This window comes from Streptomyces sp. ISL-94, from assembly GCF_018614075.1.
In the GTDB taxonomy this organism is placed as follows: Bacteria; Actinomycetota; Actinomycetes; order Streptomycetales; family Streptomycetaceae; genus Streptomyces.
The window spans coordinates 1-23,706 of sequence record NZ_JAGGOZ010000047.1; the positions used below are offsets into that span (position 1 = coordinate 1).

Annotated in this window: 17 protein-coding genes; 9 read left to right on the forward strand and 8 right to left on the reverse strand. The window is 73.7% G+C overall.

Going from position 1 to position 23,706, the window contains the following annotated elements; all coding sequences use genetic code 11:
• The first annotated feature begins 88 nt into the window (after nucleotides 1–88).
• A complete protein-coding gene (locus tag J7E94_RS17060; RefSeq protein ID WP_215016303.1) occupies nucleotides 89–997 on the forward strand; it encodes a hypothetical protein in 909 nt (302 codons plus the stop codon).
• A gap of 64 nt (nucleotides 998–1,061) precedes the next feature.
• On the forward strand, nucleotides 1,062–5,759 hold the full coding sequence (locus tag J7E94_RS17065) for a hypothetical protein (protein WP_215016304.1): 4,698 nt from the start codon (nucleotides 1,062–1,064) through the stop codon (nucleotides 5,757–5,759).
• A 262-nt stretch (nucleotides 5,760–6,021) separates the two neighbouring features.
• Here J7E94_RS17065 and J7E94_RS17070 read toward each other — a convergent pair whose 3' ends face one another.
• The gene (locus J7E94_RS17070) at nucleotides 6,022–6,459 is read right to left on the reverse strand and encodes a hypothetical protein (RefSeq protein WP_251056792.1); all 438 of its coding nucleotides are present in this window, start codon (nucleotides 6,457–6,459) and stop codon (nucleotides 6,022–6,024) included.
• A 371-nt stretch (nucleotides 6,460–6,830) separates the two neighbouring features.
• Here J7E94_RS17070 and J7E94_RS17075 point away from each other — a divergent pair, with 371 nt between their 5' ends.
• Genes J7E94_RS17075 through J7E94_RS17090 form a run of 4 tightly spaced genes read left to right on the forward strand, consistent with a single transcriptional unit; the run spans nucleotide 6,831 to nucleotide 11,133 of the window.
• Nucleotides 6,831–9,644: a nitrate- and nitrite sensing domain-containing protein gene (locus J7E94_RS17075; protein ID WP_215016305.1), complete on the forward strand. Its 2,814-nt coding sequence runs from the start codon at nucleotides 6,831–6,833 to the stop codon at nucleotides 9,642–9,644.
• A complete protein-coding gene (locus J7E94_RS17080; protein WP_215016306.1) occupies nucleotides 9,641–10,078 on the forward strand; it encodes a roadblock/LC7 domain-containing protein in 438 nt (145 codons plus the stop codon). Before J7E94_RS17075 ends, J7E94_RS17080 begins: the two co-directional genes overlap by 4 nt.
• Nucleotides 10,079–10,088: 10 nt before the next feature.
• Nucleotides 10,089–10,526, forward strand: a complete 438-nt coding sequence (locus J7E94_RS17085; RefSeq protein WP_215016307.1) for a DUF742 domain-containing protein — start codon at nucleotides 10,089–10,091, stop codon at nucleotides 10,524–10,526.
• The gene (locus tag J7E94_RS17090) at nucleotides 10,507–11,133 is read left to right on the forward strand and encodes an ATP/GTP-binding protein (protein ID WP_215016308.1); all 627 of its coding nucleotides are present in this window, start codon (nucleotides 10,507–10,509) and stop codon (nucleotides 11,131–11,133) included. Before J7E94_RS17085 ends, J7E94_RS17090 begins: the two co-directional genes overlap by 20 nt.
• Nucleotides 11,134–11,339: 206 nt before the next feature.
• On the opposite strand, the gene J7E94_RS17095 is transcribed toward J7E94_RS17090, so the two are convergent.
• The 4 genes from J7E94_RS17095 to J7E94_RS17110 form a co-directional block, all read right to left on the reverse strand.
• Complete coding sequence (locus tag J7E94_RS17095; protein ID WP_215016309.1) at nucleotides 11,340–12,530, reverse strand: lipid-transfer protein; 1,191 nt, start codon at nucleotides 12,528–12,530, stop codon at nucleotides 11,340–11,342.
• Nucleotides 12,527–12,982 (reverse strand): Zn-ribbon domain-containing OB-fold protein, encoded by a 456-nt coding sequence (locus J7E94_RS17100; RefSeq protein WP_215016311.1) that lies wholly within the window; start codon nucleotides 12,980–12,982, stop codon nucleotides 12,527–12,529. The genes J7E94_RS17095 and J7E94_RS17100 overlap by 4 nt, the downstream gene beginning before the upstream one ends.
• A 64-nt stretch (nucleotides 12,983–13,046) precedes the next feature.
• A complete protein-coding gene (locus tag J7E94_RS17105; RefSeq protein ID WP_215016312.1) occupies nucleotides 13,047–13,385 on the reverse strand; it encodes a DUF962 domain-containing protein in 339 nt (112 codons plus the stop codon).
• 23 nt (nucleotides 13,386–13,408) lie between these two features.
• A complete protein-coding gene (locus J7E94_RS17110) occupies nucleotides 13,409–14,089 on the reverse strand; it encodes a M15 family metallopeptidase (protein WP_251056793.1) in 681 nt (226 codons plus the stop codon).
• A 23-nt stretch (nucleotides 14,090–14,112) separates the two neighbouring features.
• Here J7E94_RS17110 and J7E94_RS17115 point away from each other — a divergent pair, with 23 nt between their 5' ends.
• Complete coding sequence (locus J7E94_RS17115; RefSeq protein WP_215016314.1) at nucleotides 14,113–14,625, forward strand: NUDIX domain-containing protein; 513 nt, start codon at nucleotides 14,113–14,115, stop codon at nucleotides 14,623–14,625.
• 242 nt (nucleotides 14,626–14,867) lie between these two features.
• Here J7E94_RS17115 and J7E94_RS17120 read toward each other — a convergent pair whose 3' ends face one another.
• Nucleotides 14,868–17,456 carry a glycoside hydrolase family 31 protein gene (locus tag J7E94_RS17120; protein WP_251056794.1) on the reverse strand — a complete coding sequence of 863 codons (2,589 nt, stop codon included), beginning with the start codon at nucleotides 17,454–17,456 and terminating at the stop codon, nucleotides 14,868–14,870.
• Nucleotides 17,457–17,723: 267 nt separating this feature from the next.
• Here J7E94_RS17120 and J7E94_RS17130 point away from each other — a divergent pair, with 267 nt between their 5' ends.
• On the forward strand, nucleotides 17,724–19,700 hold the full coding sequence (locus J7E94_RS17130) for an acetoacetate--CoA ligase (protein WP_215016315.1): 1,977 nt from the start codon (nucleotides 17,724–17,726) through the stop codon (nucleotides 19,698–19,700).
• A gap of 63 nt (nucleotides 19,701–19,763) precedes the next feature.
• Nucleotides 19,764–20,774 (forward strand): hypothetical protein, encoded by a 1,011-nt coding sequence (locus tag J7E94_RS17135; RefSeq protein ID WP_251056795.1) that lies wholly within the window; start codon nucleotides 19,764–19,766, stop codon nucleotides 20,772–20,774.
• A gap of 70 nt (nucleotides 20,775–20,844) precedes the next feature.
• On the opposite strand, the gene ptsP is transcribed toward J7E94_RS17135, so the two are convergent.
• Entirely contained in the window at nucleotides 20,845–22,515 is a 1,671-nt protein-coding gene (ptsP, locus tag J7E94_RS17140; RefSeq protein WP_215016316.1) for a phosphoenolpyruvate--protein phosphotransferase, read from the reverse strand.
• Between the two features lie 90 nt (nucleotides 22,516–22,605).
• Nucleotides 22,606–23,055, reverse strand: a complete 450-nt coding sequence (locus J7E94_RS17145) for a PTS glucose transporter subunit IIA (protein WP_215016317.1) — start codon at nucleotides 23,053–23,055, stop codon at nucleotides 22,606–22,608.
• Between the last annotated feature and the right edge of the window lie 651 nt (nucleotides 23,056–23,706).

The following is a 23,706-nucleotide window of genomic DNA, read 5'->3' on the forward strand; positions in this document are numbered from 1 at the left end:
CGCCCGCCGGTCCGGTCGCGCTTGCCGTGCTTGCCGTGCCTTCCGGTTCTGATTTCATCACCGCCCGTACCGCCGAGGAGACGTACCAGTGAGCGACCACCACGCCGAGCACACCGCGTGGAGCGAGCCCGACGCGCCGTCGGCTCCCGTCGCGTCCGCGTCCGCGCACGCCGCCCCGGTGACCCCGGCGGACGCCGCCGACGCGGCGCGGCTCGTCGCCTTCGGGCTCCAGCCCAAGCTGCTCCCCGCCCGCGACGCCGAATACGCCGAGCTACTCCGCCGCTACCGCGAGGACACCGCCTTCGGCCGCCTCGCCGACGCCGTCGCCACCGGCCTCGGGCTCGTCGTCCTGGAGGTGTCCCCCCGCGCCGGCATGGCCGTCGCCGCCGGCGAGGACTCCGTCTTCGCCGTCCGCATGGGCGACTACGCCCGCCGTACCGCCGCCGACTCCGCCGACCGGTTCCTGCACGGCCTCGCCCACCTCGCCGTCGCCGCCCTCGCCTACCCCCGCCCCGAGGACCTCGCCGACGACGGCTACATCGGCCGCATCACCGTCAACGGCGTCGACGCCTTCGTCCGCCAGACCTGCCGCCGCCTGGAGGAGCGCGCCGAGGAGCTCGGCGAGAACACCGACCCCGCCTCCGACGCCCCCGGCCTGGAGGCCGCCTGGCGCGTCTACGCCCGCCGCAGCGCGACCGGCGCCACCAAGGACGCCCGCCGCCTCGCCGGCTCCACCACCGGCATCGTCGGCAAGGCCGCCGCCTTCCTCACCGACTCCGGCTTCCTCCAGCGCACCGGCGACGACGCCGGCGGCACCTACCGCACCACCCCCCGCTACCAGCTCCAGGTCCGCGACATGGCAGGCAGCGCCGCCATGGCCGAGCTCCTCGAACTGGGCGTGGTCCCCGTCAGCGACGGCTCCGCCACCCTGCTGCCGCCGCCCGAGGGCGACGACCTGGAGCTCGCGGCCGACGCCGGGCTCCCGTTCCACGCCTGACCACCTGCCCTTCCGTACCGAGAACACCCCCGAGAACACCGAGAAGCAACGAGAGTCCGCCGCCATGTACGAGCTGTCCCGGATCCGCCTCTACTCCATCGGGCCCGCCGGTGCGCGCTACGCCGACACCGTGCTCGACCTGCGCGGAGTCGGCGAGCCGGTGCCCCACCCGGCGCCCGCCCAGGTGGAGTTCTTCGAGGACGAGCCCACCGGCCCGCCGCGCCGCCCCGCGCCCGCCGGCGTGCTCTTCCTGGAGAACGGCGGCGGCAAGTCCGTCCTCCTCAAGCTGATCTTCTCGGTCATGCTCCCCGGACACCGCAACACCCTCGGCGGCGCCAGCTCCGGCGTGCTGCGCAAGTTCCTGCTCGCCGACGACTGCGGACACGTCGCCCTGGAATGGCAGCACACCCAGACCGGCGAGTGCGTCGTCGTCGGCAAGGTCAGCGAATGGCGCGGCCGCCAGGTCTCCAACGACCCGCGCAAGTTCGCCGAGGCCTGGTACTCCTTCCGCCCCGGCCCGGGCCTCAGCCTCGACAGCCTTCCCGTCGCCGAGGCCACCGCCGTACGCCCGCCCGTCGAAGGCGCCTCCGGAGCCCAGGGCCGCCGCCGCACCATGAAGGGCTTCCGCGACGCCCTCACCGAGGCCGGCAAGGCGTACCCGCACCTGGAGGTCTGCTTCGAGGAGATCCACGACCGCTGGAACGAGCACCTCACCGACCTCGGCCTCGACCCGGAACTCTTCCGCTACCAGCGCGAGATGAACGCCGACGAGGGCGAAGCCGCCGGTCTCTTCGCGGTCAAGAAGGACTCCGACTTCACCGACCTCCTGCTGCGCGCCGTCACCGACACCCGCGACACGGACGGCCTCGCCGACCTCGTCCACGGCTTCGGCAACAAGCTCGGCCGCCGCGCCGAGCTCATGGCCGAACGCGACTTCACCGCCGGCTCCGTGGACCTCCTCACCCGCATCGTCGAGGCCGCCGAGACCCGCTCCCGGCTGCGCGACGTCCACGCGGGCGCCGAGCGCCGTACGCGCACGCTCGCCCGGCGGCTGTCCGCCCGCGCCACCGAGGAGCGCGGCCGGGCCGCCGACCTCGCCCAGCGGGTCACCGGAGCCGCCCACGAGGTCACCGCCGCCGAGTCCGCGCGCGCCCGCAGCGCCGCCGTGTCCGCCGAACTCGCCTACCGGCACGCCTCGCTGGCCCTGACCGTCGCCGACAAGGCCGCCGCCGCCCAGCGCCGCGAGCTCCTCGAAGCGCGCACGCTGCACGCCGCCTGGCAGGCCGCCGAGACGGTGCTGCGCCACCGCGCCGCCGCCGACCGCTCCGCCCGCGTCGCCGTCGCGATCCGTGAGGCCGAGCGGGACGCCGCCCCGGCCCTGGCCGCACGCGCGACGGCCGCCGCCGATCTCGTACGGGCCCTGCAGACCGCCGCCGAACACGGCGAGCGGGTGGCCAACGAGGAAGAGGAGCGGTCCGCCGCCCTCCAGGCCGCCGGCGAGTCCGCACACCGCGACGCCACCGCCGCCGCCACGGCCGCCCAGCGGGCCCGCAGCGAGGCCGAACACCTCCGGGCCCGGCTCGGCGAGGTCCAGCAGGAGACCGCCGAGGCCGTCCGGGCCGGCTGGCTCGACGACTCCGCGCCCGACGCCGACCCGGCCAGGGCCGCCCTCGCCGCCACCGACGCCGAGAAGACCGCCGTGGCCGCCTGGGACGAGGCCCGCGAAGCCGCCCGGGCCGCCTCCGAGGCCGCCCGCGAGGCCGCCGCCGCCGAGTCCCGCGCCGAACTCACCGCCGCCCGCGCCGCCGACGCCGCCGACGCCGCCGAAGCGGTCCACGCCGCCGAACACCGCGCCGCCGCATCCCTCGCCGGATCCCCCCGCCTGGCAGCCCTCCTGGGCCTCCCGGCGGCCCCGGGCGCCCCGGTCCCGTCCCCGCGCGCCGACGGCGGTACGCCCACCGGTCCGTCCGCGGCCGACGGCGCGGGCCGGGACCTCGCCGGCGCCGCCGGCCCGGCCCAGGACGACTCCACCGCCGGGCGGCTCACCGCCGCGGACCTCGACCGGAACGCGGAGGACCTCCACGTCCTGCTGACCGACGGGATCGCGGCGGCCGAACGCCACCTCTTCGAGCTGCGCACCGCCGCCGCCGACGACGCCCGCATCCTGGGCGCCCTCGGCGACGGCGGGCTGCTGCCGCCCGGCCCCGACGTCCTCGCCACCGTCGAGTACCTCGGCGAACACGGCATCCCCGCCCTCCCCGGCTGGCGCTACCTCGCCCAGTCCGTGGACCCCGCCGACCACGCCGCCGTCCTCGCGGCCCGCCCCGAGCTCGTCGACGGCGTCGTCATCACCGACCCCGACACCCACAGCCGCGCCCGCGAGGTCCTCTCCGGCGCCGCCCTGCTGCCCCGCTCGACCGTCGCCGTCGGCACGGCCGCCGCCCTGCTGGCACCCCTGCCGCCGGGGGAGAGCGACGCGGTCTTCCTCGTACCGCCGAACCCCGCCATGCACGACGAGCACGCCGCCGACGAGGAACGCCAGGCGCTGCGCACCCGCGCCACCGCCCGCGACACGGAGATCCGCGAGCTCGCCGCCCGCCTGGCCGGCGACCGCGAACTGGCCGCCCGCCTCGCCTCCTGGCGCAGCGGCTGCCCCGCCGGCCGCCTCGCCGAGCTGGCGCAGCAGGCCGAAGCGGCCCGTGCGTTCGCCGAGGAGGCCGACGCCGAGCTCGCGGAGGCCCGTACCGTACGCGCCGAGGCCGACGAGGCCGCCGCCGATGCCACCCGCGTACGCGACGAACGCCAGGACACCGCCCAGCGCGCCCGCCGGGTCGCCGACGCCCTCGCCGGACTCGCCTTCCGCCTGCGCGAACGCGCGGGCTGGCAGGCCCGCCTGCGGGAACTCGCCGATGAAGCAGCCGAGTCCGAGGCCCGAGCCGAGGCCTGCCTGGACCGGGCCCGCGCCGCCGACGAGGACCGGCGCGCCGCCCAGCGCGCCGCCGACGACGCCCGCCGCACCGCCCGCGCCCTGCGGGCCGAGCGCGCCGAGATCGCCGGCGCCCCCGAGCCCCTCCCGGAGGACGACGGCACCGCCAAGGCGCCGCTGCCGGACCTGCGCGAGGCCTACCGGGCCGCCTCCCAGCTCTACGAGAAAGTCGGCGTCGGCGCCGACCTGCGTGCCGAACAGGCCCGCGCCGAGAGCGACGAGAGCGCCGCCCTCGCCGAACTCGACCGCCTCACCAACAAGGTCCGTACGCGCGCCGCCCAGCTCCTCGAAGGCACCGACGGCGCCGACGGCCCCTCCCGCCAGGCCGCGGCCGCCCGCGCCGAGTCCCTCGTCCAGATGCTGGAGACCCGGGCATCCACCGCCAGCGAGCAGCTCGGCCGGCTGCGCGGCGAGGCCGAGCGGCACGCCCCCGCCGAGGGCGAGGCGCACACCGAACTCCCCGAGGAGCTCATCCCCGAGGACGTGGAACAGGCCCAAGGCCTGCTCCGTACGGCCACCGCGCAACTCGCCGCCCACACCGCCGCCGTGGAGAGCGCCCGGGCCGCCCACGCCGACCTGCTGCACGCCCACCGCACCGCGGAGGACGGTGCCGGCGGCTTCGACGAGACCGCCGCCCTGCTGCGGGACCTGTTGCGCGACCACACCCACGCCGACGACGAGCAGGAGCCGGTACCGCACCCCGGGACGCTGGAGGAGGCCCGCCAGTCGGCCACCGAGGCCCGCCGTGCCCTGCGGAGCTGCGCGGCGGACCTCTCGGCCGCCGAGTCCGCCGTGCGCGAGGCGAGCGACATCCTGGTCCGGCACGCCAACGCCACCCGCTACGAGCAGGTACGCACCCCCGCGCGCCAGCAGGTCCGCGAACTGCCCGCTTCCGCCCTGCCCGAGCACGCGGCGGCCTGGGCGGCGGCGTTCGCCCCGCGGCTGCGCGTCCTGACCGACGAGCTGGCGCAGCTGGAGCGCAACCGCGACAGCATCGTCGACCGCCTGCGTGGCCTGGTCGAGTCGGCGCTGGCCACCCTCCGCTCGGCGCAGCGCCTCTCCCAGCTGCCGGAAGGCCTCGGGGAGTGGTCGGGCCAGGAATTCCTCCGGATCCGCTTCGAGGAGCCGGACCAGGCCACGCTCACGGAACGGCTCGGCGAGGTCATCGACGAGGCCACGCGCGCGGCGGTGAAGAAGAACAGCACCGCCTCCTTCGGCGAAGGCCGCCGCGACGGCATGTCCCTCCTCCTGAGGGGCGTCCAGGCGGCCCTCGAACCCAAGGGCATCTCGGTGGAGATCCTCAAGCCGGACGCCGTCCTGCGCGCCGAACGCGTCCCCGTCGGCCAGATGGGCGACGTCTTCTCCGGCGGCCAGCTGCTGACCGCCGCGATCGCCCTCTACTGCACGATGGCGGCGCTGCGCAGCAACGACCGCGGCCGCGACAAGCACCGCCACGCGGGCACGCTGTTCCTCGACAACCCGATCGGCCGCGCGAACGCCACGTACCTGCTGGAGCTCCAGCGGGCCGTCTCGGACGCCCTCGGCGTCCAGCTGCTCTACACGACGGGCCTGTTCGACACCACCGCCCTCGCCGAGTTCCCGCTGGTCATCCGCCTGCGCAACGACGCGGACCTGCGGGCGGGCCTGAAGTACATCAGCGTCGAGGAACACCTCCGCCCGGGCCTGCCCCAGCAGTCCCCGGAGGAGGAGACGATCCACGGCGAAATCACGGCAACCCGCATGTTCCGCCGAGCCGCCGCGGCCTCCTCCTCTTGACGCGTGGCTGGCACCGCTCGGCGCCGGCGCGCCTCACGGGCTTCGCCCCGCTGCGCCGGACTCCGTCCGCCGGCCTTGACCCCGGGGTCCGTCGGCCAGGCCCCCGGACCGGGGTCCAGGCCGGCGTAGGCCGGCCATTCGGCATGGTGCCCGCCCGCGCCGGCCACCCGAGCCGTCAGGGCGGCCCGGCGGGGAGTCGGCTGTCTGGCGTGCCCGTCACGAGCCGCCCGCGCCGACCGGCCGCACCAGCGCGCGCAGGGGCCTAGCGGCGGCCGAAGGCCGTGAGGGGGCCGTCCTCGCGGGATATTCGGCCGGTGGCGCCTGACGGCCGCGCCGCACGGGCCGCACGGGCCGCACGGGCCGCGTCGCGGCGGCGGGCGCGCGCCGTGCTGCTCGGCTCCGACACGACCCCGTAGCGCTGGTTCCACGTCTGCCGGGTGATCACCACGTCCAGGACCCCCCACGTGGCCACGATCGTCCCCGCCACCGCGCCGAGCCCCATGGGGAAGGCCAGCCACGAGCCGGTGAGCGTGAGGAAGAAGGTGACCGTCGCCTGGGTGAGCGTCACCGAGGCGATCAGCACCGCCCGCACCGCGGACGCCCGCACCGGGTCCGGCAGCCGGTGCCGGCGCGCCGGCTCCTCCACCCACAGCCCCCGCCGGCCCCCGCCGCCCTCGCCCTCGCCCTCGTGTCCGCTCATGGTCCGCTCCCTCCCCACCGCGCGGTCGGTTGTGCCCACCCCACACGTCTACCCAGAACAGAAGACGTTCCGCACGGCCGGGAGATTCCCGGATCCCGGACACTTCCACCGCCCCCGGTGATCGCGGAGCGAACAATTCCAGCCATCCATCAGGTTGCGGGAACTGACGCCTCAGCAAGTGTCATCTGCCGCATATCGGGCCGCTATCACCGGAAGTATCGGACAACTCGTGATCTTCGTCCAGGGGTCCGGCCGAAAACGTCCGGACACGCCTTCGATGCCGCTCCCTGGCAGTAGTAGGCTCACGCCGTTTAAATGACGGAACACCGACCCCCGACAACGGGGTTGAGCTGGGGGAGGCTGGGGAGGCCATGCGCTTTCGCGGGAAGTCCATCCGCCGGAAGATCGTGGCGTTGCTCCTTGTGCCGCTCGTCTCCCTGACCGCCCTCTGGGGCTTCGCGACGGTCATCACCGGCCGCCAGGCAGTCCAACTCCTGGACGTGGCCTACGTCATCGACAAGGTGGGCTACCCCATCGAGGACGTCGTCCGCGTCATCCAGAAGGAACGCCGCCAGAGCCTCGTCGTCATCGGCGACCCCCGCGCCGCCAACGCCACCGCCGAACTCGCCAAGCGCCGCGCCGAGACCGACGCCGCCGTTGAGAAGATCAGCGCCAGCGCCCGGGAACCCGAGGTCCTCGACGAGCTGAGCCCGCAGAACGCCGAGCGCCTGCGCTCGATCCTCGCCGCCTTCCGCGGCGTCGGCGCCCTGCGCCACTCCGTCGACACGAACAGCCTCGACCCCGGCCAGGCCCTGGACCTCTACGGCCGGCTCGTCGACCCCTGCTACGAGTTCCTCATGAATCTCCACGCCCTGGAGAACGTGGAGATGGACAAGCAGGGCCGCGCCCTCGTCGGCATCACCCGGGCCCGCGAGACGCTCTCCCGCGAGGACGCCGTCATCGCCTCCGCCCTCGCCGCCCGCAACTCCGGCCCGGCCGACATCCGCCGCGTCTCCGACTTCGCCGCCAACCGCAAGCTGCTCTACGAGTTCAACCTCGCCATCCTCCCCACCGCGGACCGCGAGCGCTTCGAGCAGTACTGGGGCGGCGTCGACACCAAGGCCCTGCGCGACGCGGAGGAACGCTTCCTCACCGCCGGCCCCGTCAAGAACGCCCGCGGCCTCACCGCCGCCCAGTGGGACGAGGCCTCCACCAAGGTCCTCGACGAACTCGCCACCATGGGCACCGACGCCGGCGACCGCTACCAGAAGCGCGTCGAGCCCGTCGCCATGGACGTCCTGATCCAGGCCGCCGTCGCCGGCATCCTCGGCTTCATCGCCCTGATCGTCTCCCTGATCCTCTCCGTGCGCATCGGCCGCGAACTCGTCCGCGACCTGTCCCGCCTCCGCAAGGAGGCCCACGAGGCCTCCGGCGTCCGGCTGCCCGCCGTGATGCGCCGCCTCGCCGCCGGGGAGCACGTGGACGTCGAGACGGAGGCACCCCGCCTGGAGTACGAGAAGGACGAGGTCGGCCAGGTCGGCCAGGCCCTCAACACCCTGCAGCGCGCCGCCGTCGAGGCCGCCGTCAAGCAGGCCGAGCTCCGCCGCGGCGTCTCCGAGGTGTTCGTCAACCTCGCCCGCCGCAACCAGGTCCTGCTGCACCGCCAGCTGACCCTCCTCGACACGATGGAGCGCCGCACCGAGGACACCGAGGAGCTCGCCGACCTCTTCCGCCTCGACCACATGACCACCCGCATGCGCCGCCACGCCGAAGGACTGGTGATCCTCTCCGGCGCGGCGCCCTCCCGCCAGTGGCGCAAGCCCGTCCAGCTGATGGACGTCGTACGGGCCGCGGTCGCCGAGGTCGAGGACTACGAGCGCATCGAGGTGCGCCGGCTCCCGCGCCTGGGCATCACCGGCCCCGCCGTCGCCGACATCACCCACCTCGTCGCCGAACTCCTGGAGAACGCCACCGTGTTCTCGCCGCCGCACACCGCGGTCCAGGTGCACGGCGAGCGCGTGGCCAACGGCTTCACCCTGGAGATCCACGACCGCGGCCTCGGCATGAACCCGGACGCGCTGCTCGACGCGAACCTCCGGCTCGCCGAGACCTCCGAGTTCGAACTCTCCGACACCGACCGCCTCGGCCTGTTCGTCGTCAGCCGCCTCGCGCAGCGTCACAACGTCAAGATCGCCCTCCAGCCCAGCCCGTACGGGGGCACGACCGCGGTGGTCTTCCTCCCCGTGGACATCCTCACCGAGGCTCCCGAGACCAACGGCGCCGGCATCCGGCTCGGCGAGGCCGAGGGCGGCGCCGGGACGGGCCCCGCTGCCGCGGCCGCCCGGAACGGCGCGATCCCCTCCGACCGCCCCGCGCCCGCCGCCGTGGAGCGCGGGCCCGCCGGCCGCCCGGTGCCGGTCGCCGAACTGCGCGGACCCGTGGAGCTGGAGGCCCCGCTCGACGTCCTCGGCATCGACGGGGTGGAGGCCGTCGTGCCCCTCGACGCGCTCGACGACCCCGCCGTCCTGGACGGCATCGGCGGCCGTCCGGCCATGGCGACGCTCGACGACGAGACCCCGCCCACCGGCATCCCGCGCAGCGCCCTGCTCGGGCTGCACCCTGCCGACCGGCCGCACACCGACCGGCACACCGAGCGCCACGGCGCCCGCAAGAGCGACCGCGACCGTGAGTCCCAGGCCCCCACCGGCCCGGTCCGTCTGGACACCCAGCGCCTGGAGGCCCCGCGCCCCGACGCCTCCCGCTCCTCGGGAGCCGTGCCGCTGCCGCGCCGCCGCCCCGCCCCGACCCTGGTCGCCGAACACGGCCGCCGGGTGGAGCCGCGCCCGGTGCACGCGGTCCCGCAGCCCGCGCCGGCGCAGGCCCCCGCACAGCCCGCCGCGAAGCCGGCGGCGAAGCCCGCGCCCGGCACCGGCGGCCTGCCCCGCCGGGTCCGCCAGGCCAGCCTGGCCCCGCAGCTCAAGAACTCCCCGGGCCCCGGTCCCGACGACGCCGCCCCCGACCAGGTGGCCGAGCGGGACGCGGAGGACGTACGGACGCGCATGTCCGCCCTCCAGCGCGGCTGGACCGCGGGCCGCAACCAGCACGCACAGCAGCAGTCGGAGACCGAGGCCGGCACCTCCGCCGCCACAGGTCCCGGATACGAGAACGAGGGGGACGGTCGATGACCGCACCGCAGACCGGCAACGACACCAGGGGCCGCGGCTCCGGCCCGCTCAACTGGCTCCTCGACGAGCTGGTCGACAAGGTCGGATCCATCCGCAAGGCGGTGGTCCTGTCCGGTGACGGCCTGCCCACCGGCAGCTCCAAGGACCTGACCCGGGAGGACAGCGAGCACCTCGCGGCGGTGGCCTCCGGCTTCCACAGCCTGGCCAAGGGCGTCGGCCGGCACTTCGAATCCGGCAGGGTCCGCCAGACCGTCGTCGAGCTCGACGAGGCCTTCCTGTTCGTCATGGCCGCGGGTGACGGCAGCTGCCTGGCCGTGCTCGCCGACGCCGAATCCGACGTCGGCCAGGTCGCGTACGAGATGACGCTGATGGTCAAGCGCGTCGGCGACCACCTGGCGACCGCCCCGCGCACCGGGCTGCCAGCCGGAGGGTGAGTCGTACGGCATGAGCGATCCAGGCCAGGACCCCGCCGACACCCCGGTCGCAGACCGAGCCCCCGCCCCCGACCACGCGCACTGGTTCGACGACGACGCGGGTCCCGTCGTCCGCCCGTACGCCATGACCCGCGGCCGCACCAGCCACGCGGGCCAGCACCGACTCGACCTGATCGCCCTCGTCGTCGCCGAAGCGGCGGCCGACGATCCGGTCTGGGACATGACCCTGTCCCCGGAACACGTCCACATCCTCGGCCGGTGCCTGGAACGGCCGCAGTCGGTCGCCGAACTGGCGGCCGAACTCGACCTCGCGGTCGGTGTCGTACGGGTCCTGATCGGGGACCTGGTCGACGAGGAACTGGTCCGCGTGAACCGGCCGGTACCGCCGGCCGAACTGCCCGACGAATCCATTCTGCGTGAGGTGATCGATGGCCTTCGGGCGCTCTAGCCGCACCGGTGCCATGCACGCCGTGTCACCGGTCGAGCCGCTGACCTTGAAGATCCTGGTCGCGGGCGGCTTCGGGGTGGGCAAAACCACCCTGGTCAGTGCGGTAAGCGAGATCAGACCGCTGCGGACCGAGGAACAGCTCTCGGAGCCGGGCGTCGGCATCGACGACACCGGGGGAGTGGAGGGCAAGAGAACCACCACGGTGGCCATGGACTTCGGGCGCATCACGCTCCGCGAGGACCTGGTGCTGTACCTGTTCGGCACGCCCGGGCAGGACCGGTTCTGGTTCCTGTGGGACGAGCTGGCCCAGGGGTCGCTCGGCGCGGTGGTCCTCGCGGACACCCGCCGCCTCGCCGACTGCTTCGCCGCCATCGACTACTTCGAGCGCCGCGAGATCCCGTTCGTGGTCGCGGTCAACTGCTTCGACGGCGCGGACCGCCACCCCGTGGTGACCGTACGGGAGGCGCTCGACCTCGACCCCGGGGTGCCGGTGCTGCTGTGCGACGCGCGCGACCGGGAGTCCGTGAAGGACGTACTGGTCGGGGTCGTCGAACACGCGATGTCGCTGGCCCGGGCACGCCGCCGCAGCCTCACGGCGGGAGCCTGACTCGGCGCTGGCACACAGGCCCCGCACGGACCCCTTGCCGGCAGGCCCGACATGGAGGCGGCCCGTACCCCCGCCGACTGGGGTACGGGCCGCAGCTCTCATGGGGGGATTCGGGGTCCCGGTCGAGGCGCGGGACTGTGGAGCGAGTGTGAACCCGCCACCGGGGGCCGTCAAGCGTTGGGACAACACCCGCCGGTAGCCGCCGCTCAGCGCACCGCGACCACGGCCGAACCGTGCCCGAACAGCCCCTGGTTGGCGGTGATCCCGGCCCGTGCCCCCGGCACCTGCCGGTCGCCGGCCGTACCGCGCAACTGCCACGTCAGCTCGCACACCTGCGCTATGGCCTGCGCCGGCACCGCCTCCCCGAAGGAAGCCAGCCCGCCGCTCGTGTTGACGGGGATCCGGCCGCCGAGGGCCGTCGCGCCCTCCCGTACGAGCTTGGCCCCCTCGCCCTCGCCGCAGAGCCCGATGTCCTCGTACCACTCCAGCTCCAGCGCCGTGGACAGGTCGTACACCTCGGCGAGGGAGAGCTCCTCCGGGCCGAGCCCCGCCTCCTCGTAGGCGGCCCGCGCGATCGAGGCCCGGAAGGACCCCGCCGCGGGCTCCACGGCCAGCGCCGAGTCGGTGGCGATGTCCGGCAGGTCCAGCACCGTACGGGGGTAGGTGGGGGTCACCGTCGAGACGGCCCGGATCCGCACCGGGCCGGCGATACCCCGCGACCGCGCGAAGTCCATGCTGGAGAGCACCAGCGCCGCGCCCCCGTCGGAGGTGGCGCAGATGTCGAGCAGCCGCAGCGGATCGGCGACGACCGCCGAGGCCGCGACCTCCTCGGCCGTGACCGTCTTGCGGTAGCGGGCATACGGGTTGAGCGCCCCGGCCGCCGCGTTCTTCACCTTGACCTGGGCGAAGTCCTCCGGGGTGTCCCCGTGGACGGCCATCCGGCGGCGGGCGTACAGCGCGAAGTACGCCGGGTTGGTGGCGCCCAGCACCCGGAAGCGCAGCCAGTCCGGGTCGTCGGGCCGGTCCCCTCCCACCGGTGCGAAGAATCCTTTCGGCGCCGCGTCCGCGCCCACCACGAGCACCACGTCGGCCAGGCCCGCCAGGATCTGCGCCCGGGCCGCCCCGATCGCCTGCGCCCCGGACGCGCAGGCCGCGTACACGCTGGTCACCCGCGCGCCCTGCCAGCCGAGCGCCTGCGCGAAGGTCGCCCCGGCCACGTAGCCCGGGTAGCCGGAGCGCACGGTGTCGGCGCCGACGATCGACTGCACGTCCGTCCAGTCCAGTCCGGCGTCGTCGAGCGCCGCCCGCGCGGCGGCCCGCCCGTACTCGACGAAGCTGCGGCCCCATTTGCCCCACGGGTGCATCCCGGCGCCGAGCACGGCGATGTCGGCGCTCACGCGATCCCTCCCACCGGCTTGAACTGCCAGGTCAGCCAGGTGGTTTCGGCGTCCTCGTGCAGTACGCCGCCCACCACCTCGACCTCCATTCCGACCACCAGATCGGCGACCCCCACCCCGGGCGCCGCCTGCCCCAGCACGACCATCCCCTCGGCCTCCAGCTCCACCGCGACCAGGGCGTACGGCTCCCAGGCCGCGTCCGGATCGGACACGTACGGGGCGGGCGGCCGGTAGCGCCCGTCGGTGTAGGACCAGACCCGCCCGCGCGGGGACAGCGGCACCTCGGCGAGCTCGCCGCCACCGGGGCAGTGCGGATTGCGGCAGTACGCGTCCTCGCGCGGGAAGAACACCGCGGTGCAGGCGGAACACCGGGTGCCGAGCAGCCGGAAGCCGCCGCCCGGTCCGTCCTCGGTGAACCACCCGCTCACGACGGGTGTGCGTGTGCGTGCCAAAACCCCTCCCAGGCCAGTCTGAACTGACGGATCGTCAGAAGTCTGGCACGGGCGGGCTGCCGGGTCACCGGTTCGCGGCAAGCCACTTCTGCGCGATCTCAGCCAGCTCCGCGTCGCGCCCGGCCAGCATCATCCGGATCATCTGCGCGTCCCCGCGCAACGACCACCCCGGATGCCCGAAGGTCGCCGGATTGTTCCCCTCGATGAAGAAATGCGCCGGCCAGGCGGTGCCGTACCCGATCAGGGGCAGCGCGGCGAGATACCGCTTCCGCCCCCGCGCCACCCCGTAGACGGTCAGGGCCAGCCCGGTGAGCGTGCCGGCGAGGTGCACCCAGCGGGTGGCGGCACGGGAATGCATGGCGACGTAGTAGGGCCAGAATTCCTCGTAAGAATCGAAGGTCATACGGGCACGGTACCCAGGGCTGCTCACGGCCGCACCGAGCCGGCAGAGACGGGAAAGTCGAAATAATCATCTGGGAATGCCTCGGGCTTGAAGGTGAAATGCCACCACTCCTCGGGAAGGCTGACGAAACCCGCGTCGCCGAGCGCCGCGTGCAGCAGCCGCCGGTTCGCACGGGCCGCGGCCGGGACCGCCGGGCTGTCCGTGTGCGAGCGGGGCCCGAAGAAGTCGAAAGAGGTCCCCATGTCCAGCTCCCTGCCTCCGACGAGCGCCACGAGGGTCACGTCGACGGTGCTCCCGCGGGAATGACCCGACTTCTCGGCGATGTACCCCTCCGGAATCAGCCGGGCTTTGTCGACATCCGGATAGAACTCCGCCTTGGTCCGCTGATCGGAGGCATCCGCTGCCCACCGCACGAACCGGTCGACGGCCCGCTGCGGCCGGTAGCAGTCGTACACCTTCAGCGACAGGCCGCGCCGCAGCAGCCGCCGCTGCGCCCGCCGCAATCCCTCGGCGGCGGGCCGCGCGAGCAGGCAGACGGGCTCCTCGTACCCGTCGACCGGGCCGCCGGTGAAGTTCCGGGCGCCCGCGTACCGCATGTCCTGCCGGACGGTCGGATCCACGTCGGCCAAGGCTGTGAACCCGGGCGGAGCCGCCGCCCCGCCGGTCAGCAGTCCCACGCACACCACAACCGCCGCTGCTCTCATACCCCTTGGCATACCATCGCCGCATGCCGGCACAGCTGAGGGACTCGCACTGCTCCACCTGCGGAGCGCCGTACGGTACGACCACCTGGCCCCGCTCCTGCCCCTCCTGCGGCGCCACCGCCTACCGCAACCCGCTCCCGGTGGCCGTCACCCTCCTCCCCGTCGAGGACGCGGACGGCACCGGCCTCGTGGTCATCACCCGCACCATCGAGCCGGCCCTCGGCGGCGTCGCCCTGCCCGGCGGCTTCATCGACTTCGGGGAGGACTGGCGCGACGCGGTCGTCCGCGAACTCCGCGAGGAAACCGGCATCACCGCTCCCGCCTCGGAGGTCACCCTGGCCGACGCCATGAGCTCCCCGGCCGGCCACCTGCTCCTCTTCGGCTTCCTCCCGACCCGCCCGGCCACCGCCCTCCCGGCCCCTGTACCCACGACCGAGACCACGGGCTGGCACATCCTGCATGCCCCCACCGAACTGGCCTTCCCCCTCCACACCCAGGCAGCCACCGCCTGGTTCGCCGGCCAATACACCCCCTAACCACGCCGGCCAATTCCAGCCCCGCCGGCGTTTGAGGCGCGGGGTGCGGGGCGGAGCCCCGGTCGTGCAGCCGCACGCACCCACTGTCCTCAGCCACTTTTCAGGCCCCCGCACATCCAGCAGCGACCGGCCAATTCCAGCCTCGTCGGCGTTTGAGGCGCGGGGTGCGGGGCGGAGCCCCGGTTGTGCAGCCGCACGCACCCACTCGCCCCGCCACCCTCAAGCCCACCGGAGCCGCGTCGCTAGACCCCTCGCACCACCACACCCCCCACCGCAGCCCCCGCCTCCGTCTCCACCACCACCGTCTCCCCAGCCCACCGCACGGTGTACCGCTCGACCACGCCCGCCTCGAACCCCGGCCCCGGGTCCCGGATCACCACGCCCCCACCCGTACGCCCCCGCGCCGGCGCCCAGACCTCCAGCTCCACCCCGGCGCCCGAGGCGGACCGCACCGGCAGTACCGAGCCCGCCCGCGCCAGCACCGGGATCCGCCCTTGCGGGGCATCCAGCAGGATCTGGCCCGGCCCCTCATACGCCGCCCCCGTGGCGGTGTCGTACCACCGGCCGCGCGGCAGCCGTACCGCCCGCCGGTCCGCCCCGCACTCCAGCACCGGGGCGACCAGCAGCGCATCACCCAGCAGGAACGCGTCCTCGCAGTCCCGCAGTGCCCGCTCCTCCGGCGACCCCCACCACAGCGGCCGCACGTAGGGGGCCCCGGTCCGCCGCGCCAGATGGGCCAGCGTCACGAAGTACGGCCGCAGCCGCTCCCGCTCGGCCAGCAGCTCGCGCGCCTGCTCCTCCACCTCCGGCCCGAACTCCCACGGCTCCCGCCGCCCCGCCCAGATCGCCGAGTGGGTCCGGAACAGCGGCAGGTACGCCCCCAGTTGCAGCCACCGCACGTACAACTCAGGAGACGGCGAACCCCCGAAGCCCCCCACATCCGGCCCCGAGTACGGCACCCCGCACAGCCCGAGCCCCAACACCAGGGCCAGCGAGGCCCGCAGCCCCTCCCAGCTGGTCTCCACGTCCCCCGACCACGTGCCCCCGTACCGCTGCATCCCCGCCCACCCCGACCGGGAAAAGAGGAACGGCCGCTCGGTCGGCCGCAGCCGGATCAGCCCCTCCCAGCCCGCCCGCGCCATCCCGAGGGCGTACACGTTGTGCCCGGCCCGGTGGTCCCCGCCCGCGCCCTCCATCGCGTGCCGCGCCGACCGCGGCAGCGTGGCGTCCCCGAACGGCGCGAAGGACACCGGCTCGTTCATGTCGTGCCAGAAACCGGCGAAGCCCTGCGCGAGCCGCTCCTCGTACAGCCCGCCCCACCACTCCCGCACCGCCGGATCCGTGAAGTCCGGGTACACGCACTCCCCCGGCCAGACCTCGCCCCGCACCTCCCCGCCCTGCGCGTGCCGTACGAAGGCGCCACCGGCCCCCACTCCGCGCCCCGACGCGTGCACGGCGTCGCCCGTCTTCACGGCCGGATCGACGATCGAGACGAGCCGCACCCCCTGCCCACCCAACTCCCGTGCCAGACCAGGCAGATCGGGGAACCGTTTCTCGTCCACCGTGAACACCCGGTGCGCGTCGTAGTGGTCGATGTCCAGGTGTACGGCCGACAGCGCGAGCCCGCGCGACGCGTACTCCCCGACCACGCGCCGCACCTCCGCCGCGCTCCCGAACCCCCAGCGTGCGTGCTGGTACCCCAGCGCCCACTCCGGCGGCACCGCGGCGCCGCCCGTCAGCCCGGACCAGCCCTGGAGCACCCGCGCCGGCGTCCCCACCAGCACCCAGCACCGCAGCGGACCGCCCTCCATGCGCAACTCGGTCACCCCCGGCCGGTCCACCCCCGAGCCCGCGCCCTCCTCGCCCTCGCGCAGCACCACCCGGCCGTCCCACGAGTTGTCGTGGAACACCAGGTGCGTGCCCGCGTCCGCGACCACCATCTGCACCGGCATGGTCAGGTACAGCGGGTCGTCACCCGGCCCGAAACCGCCCTTCGGGTCCGTGTTCCACAGCCGGTACGCCCCGTCCCGCAGCCGCGGCCCCGCGGCCCGCCCGCCCAGCCCGAAGAACCGCGCGTCCGCCGGCACCTCGCTCCGCTGAAGCCACCGCGGCCCGTCCCCGCCCCCGCCGTCGGATGAAGCCCGGCCGGGACCGCCGGCCCCGCCCCGACCGCCGTCCCCGCCTGGACCGCCGTCCCCAGCCGGAGTCCCGCCCGGGCCCGAACCGCCGTCCCCGCCTGGACCGCCGTCCCCAGCCGGAGTCCCGCCCGGGCCCGAACCGCCGTCCCCGCCCGGACCGCCGTCCCCACCCAGACCACCGCCCCCGCCCGAGGGCGTCCCGGCCCCCACCCCCGCCTCCCCGGCGAGGGGAACCGGCTCCCACCACCGCGGCGGCAGCTCCCGCCGCAGCACCGCCCCGCCCGGGGTCCGCACCTCGACCGCCCCGTGCCGGGACACCGCCACCGTCACCCGCTCCGACACCACCCGCCAGCCGCCCCCCGTGTCCGGTTCCAGCACGGCCCGCGGATCCGGCTCGGGCCCGCTGCCCACCACCGCGTACGAGGGCGTCGGCTCGGCCCCGTCCCAGCCCCAGAACACGGCCCCGCCCGCCGTGACCCGTACCAGCAGCTCCGAACGCGCGAACCGCAGCACCCCCCCGCCCGGCCGGGGCTCCGTACCGGTCAGCAGCCCCGGCACCCGCGCCCGCTCCACGCCCCGGCGCGGAAGCCCCTCCGCGTCCGCGCGCCGGTGGCGCCATGCCGAGAGCCAGGCGCGCCGCCCCCGCTCGGTACCGATGTCCTTCACCGCACGCACCAGATCGCGACCGTTCATGGAGAGCACCCTGCCACCGGCCCCTGGGCGAAGGTGCCGCGTTCAACTGCCGTTCACGCACCGGCGACCGCCCACGCACCTCCACACGCGACCGGCGGAGGCTGGTGGCGGCCCACATGCCGCCGACCCCGTGAGCGGTGATGGCGACTCTGGTGCGGATGTCGATCACATGGCATCGTCCCTGTGAGCCGCCGCGCGCACACCCCCCGCGCGATGGCACCGTACGCACACGAAGCGCGAGCCGCAGACTTGACCGGGAGCCGACCCATGACCTCAGCCACGCAGCCGGAACCCCTCTGGGCCCCCGGCCCCGACCGGATCGCCGCGGCCCGGATCACCGCCTTCCAGGCCTGGGCCGCCGAGCACCACGGAGCCCCGGCCGACGGCGGCTACCCAGCCCTGCAGAGCTGGTCCGTCGACGAGCTCGACACCTTCTGGCAGGCCGTCGCCGAGTGGTTCGACGTCCGCTTCACCGCCCCGTACGACTCCGTCCTCGCCGACCGCACCATGCCCGGCGCGCGCTGGTTCACCGGAGCCACCCTCAACTACGCCGAGCACGCCCTGCGCGCCGCCGAGGACCCGGACCGTGCCGACGCCGCCGCCCTGCTGTGCGTGGACGAAACCCAGGAGCCCATCGCCGTCACCTGGGCCGAGCTCCGCCGCCAGGTCGGCTCGCTCGCCGCCGAACTGCGCGCCCTCGGCGTACGTCCCGGCGACCGGGTCAGCGGCTACCTCCCCAACATCCCCGAGGCCGTCGTCGCCCTCCTCGCCGCCGCCGCCGTCGGAGCCGTCTGGACCTCCTGCGCCCCCGACTTCGGCGCCCGCAGCGTCCTCGACCGCTTCCAGCAGGTCGAGCCGGTCGTCCTGTTCACCGTGGACGGCTACCGCTACGGCGGCAAGGAGCACGACCGCCGCGACACCGTCGCCGAACTGCGCGCCGAGCTGCCCTCCCTGCGCGCCGCCGTCCACATCCCGCTCCTCGGCACCCCGGCCCCCGCGGGCGCCCTCGACTGGTCCGCCCTCACCTCCGCGGACACCGAGCCCGTCTTCGAGGCGGTCCCCTTCGACCACCCCCTCTGGGTCCTGTACTCCTCCGGTACGACCGGCCTGCCCAAGGCCATCGTCCAGTCCCAGGGCGGCATCCTCCTCGAACACCTCAAGCAGCTCGGCCTGCACTGCGACCTGGGCCCGGAGGACCGGTTCTTCTGGTACACCTCCACCGGCTGGATGATGTGGAACTTCCTCGTCTCCGGCCTGCTCACCGGCACGACCGTCGTCCTCTACGACGGCAGCCCCGGCTACCCCGACACCGGCGCGCAGTGGCGCATCGCCGAGCGCACCAAGGCCACCCTCTACGGCACCTCCGCCGCCTACGTCATGGCCTGCCGCAAGGCCGACGTCCACCCGGGCCGGGAATTCGACCTCTCCACCGTGAAGTGCGTGGCCACCACCGGCTCCCCGCTCCCGCCCGACGGCTTCCGCTGGCTCCACGACGAGGTGGCCGAGGACCTCTGGATCGCCTCCGTCAGCGGCGGCACCGACGTGTGCAGCTGCTTCGCCGGCGCCGTCCCCACCCTCCCCGTCCACATCGGTGAACTCCAGGCCGCCTGCCTCGGTACGGACCTCCAAGCCTGGGACCCGTCCGGCAAGCCCGTCATCGGCGAGGTCGGCGAGCTGGTCGTCGCCAACCCCATGCCGTCCATGCCGATCCGCTTCTGGAACGACCCCGACGGCAGCCGCTACCGCGACAGCTACTTCGAGATGTTCCCCGGCAACTGGCGCCACGGGGACTGGATCACGATCACCGACCACGGCTCGGTGATCATCCACGGACGCTCCGACTCCACCCTGAACCGCCAGGGCGTCCGGATGGGCTCCGCTGACATCTACGAGGCCGTGGAGCGACTCCCCGAGATCAAGGAATCCCTGGTCATCGGCCTGGAGGAGCCGAACGGCGGCTACTGGATGCCGCTCTTCGTCCACCTCGCCCCCGGCGCCACCCTCGACGAGGATCTGCGCGCCCGCATCAAGGCGACGATCCGCGAGGAACTCTCCCCGCGCCACGTCCCCGACGAGATCATCGAGGTCCCGGGCATTCCGCACACCCTCACCGGCAAGCGCATCGAGGTCCCGGTCAAGCGGCTCCTCCAAGGCGCGCCCCTGGCCAAGGCGGTCAACCCGGGTTCCGTCGACAACGTCGACCTCCTCCACTTCTACGAGGAGCTGGCCCGCACCCGCGGCTGATCTCACTGTCAGTGGCGATGATTACTCTGAGTGAGCAAGTGATTGCGCCACTCAGGGGGAACCATGCCACCGAAGAAGCACACCGGAACCAACACCAACACCAACACCAACACCAACACCAGCACCACCAGCACCACCAGCACCGCCGGCGGCACCCGGTCGACCAAGACCGGAAGGACCTCGCGGACGCGCGGAGCGACCGGCACCGACCGCCGCCGCACCCTGCGCCGCGAGGTCCCCAGCACCGTCGGCCTGCTCGCCGACGCCGGGGACTTCGCGGCCATGCGGGAGTACCGCAGCTTCACCTTCGACGACCACCAGGACTATCTCCGCCACGTCGACGCCCTGCTCCGCTCCCTCGCGGCCCAGGGCATCCACACCACCGTCGCCCTCTTCGACCCCGAGGAGTACGCCGAGTACTGCGCGGAGCAGGGCCTCGACCCGGACACCGCCGAAGCACGCACCCGCTTCACGGCGGAGCTGGCCGGCAGCAGCGCCGGCCTTCCCTACGCGGGCCAGCCCGTCGACGAACTGGCCCCGCTCCTCCTCGACGAGGCCGTCCGCCAGGCCACCTGGGAGTACGCCACCAGCCTCCTCGCCGGGGTCGGCACCTGCGCCGACTGCGGAGAGGACATCGGCGAGGCCTCCTTCGAACGCGCCGCCGCGGCGCTCGAACGCCTGGTGGCCGGCGCGGGCCCCGGCCATCACCACCTCGTGTGCAGCGTCCCGACCGAGGCGGAACAGCTCGTCGCCGTCCTCCACGCCGACGTGGGCGAAGAGCCGGGGGCGCCGCCCCGCATCGAGGGCCGCGAGGGCCTCGACTTCGTGACCGTCCTCGCCGCCGGGCTCGCCCTCGGCGGCCCCGGTGGACTGGTCCTGCGGAGCACCACCGAGGGTTTCCGGGACCGGGTCCACGGCTGGCGCCTGGACCGCGGCCGCCTCACCGTCCTGTCGGCCGCGGCCGTCTTCAACGCCTACTGCACGGACGCCGACACGGGGGAACCGGTCGCCCCCGAGCCGGGCGTCGAGTACTGCCCCGGCTACGAGGTGGACGCCCCGGGCCCGCACCGCTAGGAAATGACCGAGGGGCCCTCGCCACCGGCGAAGGCCCCTCGATCGACTTGCGCACACACCATCCGGCCGGCTACTCGCCGGACAGCACCGCCTGCGCGGCCACACGGGCCTCCTCGGCACTGTCGCACGCACGCGCGGCGGCAGCCGCACGCTCGCACTGGGCGAGGGTGTGCTTGGCGAGCGTCGCCCGCACATACGGAATCGAAGCGGCACCCATCGACAGGGAGGTGACACCCAGACCCGTCAGCACACACGCCAGCAGCGGGTCCGAAGCGGCCTCGCCGCAGACACCACAGCTCTTGCCCTCCGCCTTGGCGGCCTCCGCCGACATCGCGATCAGGTCCAGCAGCGCCGGCTGCCACGGGTCCTGCAGCCGCGACACCGCACCGACCTGACGGTCGGCGGCGAAGGCGTACTGGGCCAGGTCGTTGGTGCCCAGCGACAGGAACTCGACCTCCTGGAGGATCGAGCGCGCCCGCAGCGCGGCGGAGGGGATCTCCACCATCGCGCCGAACTTCGCCCTCAGCCCCGCCGAGCGGCACGCGTCCGCGAAGGCCCTCGCATCGGTCCGGTCCGCCACCATCGGGGCCATGACCTCGAGGTAGACGGGCAGCCCCTCGGCGGCCTTGGCCAACGCGGTGAGCTGCGTACGCAGCACCTCCGGGTGGTCCAGCAGCGACCGCAGACCGCGCACGCCGAGCGCCGGGTTCGGCTCGTCGCCCGGGGTCAGGAAGTCCAGCGGCTTGTCGGCGCCGGCATCCAGCACACGGACGACGACACGCCCCTCGGGGAAGGCCTCGAGCACCTTGCGGTACGACTCGATCTGCTTCTCCTCGGACGGCGCCTTCGTGCTGTCGTCCAGGAACAGGAACTCGGTGCGGAACAGGCCCACACCCTCGGCCCCGGCCTCGACGGCCGCCGGCACGTCCGCCGGACCGCCGACGTTGGCCAGCAGCGGCACCTTGTGGCCGTCGGACGTCGCGCCCGGACCGGACGACGCGGCGAGAGCGGCCTTCCGCTCGGCGGCCGCGGCCTCCAGCTCGGCCCGCTTCTCATCGCTCGGCTCGACGAAGAGGTCGCCGGTGCTGCCGTCGACGGCGATGACCGTGCCCTCGGCGATCTCACCGGCACCCGGCAGCGCCACGATCGCCGGCACGCCCAGCGCCCGCGCGAGGATCGCGCTGTGGCTGGTCGGGCCGCCTTCCTCGGTGACGAAGCCGAGCACGAGCGCCGGGTCCAGCAGAGCCGTGTCGGCAGGCGCGAGGTCCCGCGCGATCAGTACGTACGGCTCGTCGCTGTCCGGCACACCCGGCATCGGCACCCCCAGCAGGCGCGCCACGATGCGGTTCCGTACGTCGTCCAGGTCGGCCACCCGGCCGGCCATGTACTCGCCGGCCCCCGCGAGGAGGTCGCGGTAGGAGGCGAATGCGTCGTACACACCGCGCTCGGCCGTGCTGCCGACGGCGATCCGCCGGTCCACGTCCGCCATCAGCTCGGGGTCCGTGGCGATCATCGCCTGGGCCTCGAGCACGTGCTGAGCCTCGCCACCGGCCAGCTGGCCGCGCGCGATCAGGTCGGCCGAGACAGCCTCCACGGCCTGACGGGCGCGCCCCTGCTCGCGCTCCGCCTCATCCGCGGTGATCTGCTTCGCCGGCGGCTCGAGAACCGCCGTACCCATGTGCCGCACCTCGCCGATCGCCACACCGTGGCTCACGCCGACGCCTCGCAGCGTTGTCTCCATTTCACCCGTCTCCGATTGAGCGGCGGGCCCAGCCGCCGCGGTGGATGTCCGACTCGCGCCTCTTTGGGCGGAGGGGTCAGGCGGACGCGGTCACTTCCAGCTGAAGAGAACGTCCCCGGCCTTCATGTCGCCGCTCTCGGCCACATCGGAGAGGGACTCGACAGAGGCCTCCAGCGCCACGACGGGGCAGATGGGGGACTTGCCCGCGGCCTCGACAGCGGCGGGGTTCCAACGGATGACGGCCTGGCCGCGGGTCACGGTGTCGCCCTTGTCCACGAGCAGCTCGAAGCCCTCGCCGTTGAGCTGCACGGTGTCGATCCCCAGGTGCGTGAGTACACCGTGGCCATCGCTGTCGACTACGACGTACGCGTGCGGGTGCAGGGAGACGACCACACCATCAACGGGGGACACCGCCTCCGAAGGCTCACGCACGGGATCAATAGCGGTGCCCGGTCCCACCATCGCGCCGGAGAACACCGGATCGGGCACTGCCGCGAGTCCGATGGCGCGCCCGGCAAGTGGGGACGTCACGCTGGTCATGGGGGCCTCCCAGGGGTGGGGCTTCATTGTGTCGCCGTCACTACCTGTCGCGAACGGCGTACTCTTCAGAAGGATATGTCACGTGATGTTCGGGTTCGCCCGATGTAGGTCCGGACCTGGGCTGGCCCTTTGGCACGGAGACTAGTGGACTAGACCGGTGGACTAGACCATACGCCTGAAACGATTTGCTTGGGCACCCCAGGGGCTGTACTGTCGTGACTCCTGCCAGGACGCTTCGTGTGAACTTCTCGCGAACGTCCGATGGACGGGACTCCTCTTCTGTCAACACCGATCTTGATCTTCAGATTTCTTTTCGCATGCCCTTTTGGCAAAACGGAGAGTGGTCAGGGAGACCGAGAATCGCTGATAGAGTCGGAATCGCCGGAAAGGGAAACCGCGAAAGCGGAGAACCTGGAAAGCAAGTGAGACCGACTCTGATAGAGTCGGAAATGCAAGAACACAGAACGAAAGCCCGGAGGAAAGCCCCAGTACGTGTTACTGCGGGTGAGTACAAAGGAAGCGTCCGTTCCTTGAGAACTCAACAGCGTGCCAAAAATCAACGCCAAAAGTTGATACCCCGTCCATTTCGGTGGATGAGGTTCCTTTGAAAAAGACCTGTAAGGCTTCCTTGTGGAGTGCTTGCAGGCAACT

Bases quoted from the DNA above. Each gene is read 5' to 3' on its own strand.
- J7E94_RS17130 (WP_215016315.1), top strand. From the start codon at position 17,724: ATGACCTCAGCCACGCAGCCGGAACCCCTCTGGGCCCCCGGCCCCGAC.
- J7E94_RS17070 (WP_251056792.1), bottom strand. From the start codon at position 6,459: ATGAGCGGACACGAGGGCGAGGGCGAGGGCGGCGGGGGCCGGCGGGGG.
- ptsP (WP_215016316.1), bottom strand. From the start codon at position 22,515: ATGGAGACAACGCTGCGAGGCGTCGGCGTGAGCCACGGTGTGGCGATC.
- J7E94_RS17080 (WP_215016306.1), top strand. From the start codon at position 9,641: ATGACCGCACCGCAGACCGGCAACGACACCAGGGGCCGCGGCTCCGGC.
- J7E94_RS17090 (WP_215016308.1), top strand. From the start codon at position 10,507: ATGGCCTTCGGGCGCTCTAGCCGCACCGGTGCCATGCACGCCGTGTCA.
- J7E94_RS17115 (WP_215016314.1), top strand. From the start codon at position 14,113: ATGCCGGCACAGCTGAGGGACTCGCACTGCTCCACCTGCGGAGCGCCG.
- J7E94_RS17105 (WP_215016312.1), bottom strand. From the start codon at position 13,385: ATGACCTTCGATTCTTACGAGGAATTCTGGCCCTACTACGTCGCCATG.
- J7E94_RS17075 (WP_215016305.1), top strand. From the start codon at position 6,831: ATGCGCTTTCGCGGGAAGTCCATCCGCCGGAAGATCGTGGCGTTGCTC.
- J7E94_RS17065 (WP_215016304.1), top strand. From the start codon at position 1,062: ATGTACGAGCTGTCCCGGATCCGCCTCTACTCCATCGGGCCCGCCGGT.
- J7E94_RS17135 (WP_251056795.1), top strand. From the start codon at position 19,764: ATGCCACCGAAGAAGCACACCGGAACCAACACCAACACCAACACCAAC.
- J7E94_RS17145 (WP_215016317.1), bottom strand. From the start codon at position 23,055: ATGACCAGCGTGACGTCCCCACTTGCCGGGCGCGCCATCGGACTCGCG.
- J7E94_RS17085 (WP_215016307.1), top strand. From the start codon at position 10,089: ATGAGCGATCCAGGCCAGGACCCCGCCGACACCCCGGTCGCAGACCGA.
- J7E94_RS17110 (WP_251056793.1), bottom strand. From the start codon at position 14,089: ATGAGAGCAGCGGCGGTTGTGGTGTGCGTGGGACTGCTGACCGGCGGG.
- J7E94_RS17120 (WP_251056794.1), bottom strand. From the start codon at position 17,456: ATGAACGGTCGCGATCTGGTGCGTGCGGTGAAGGACATCGGTACCGAG.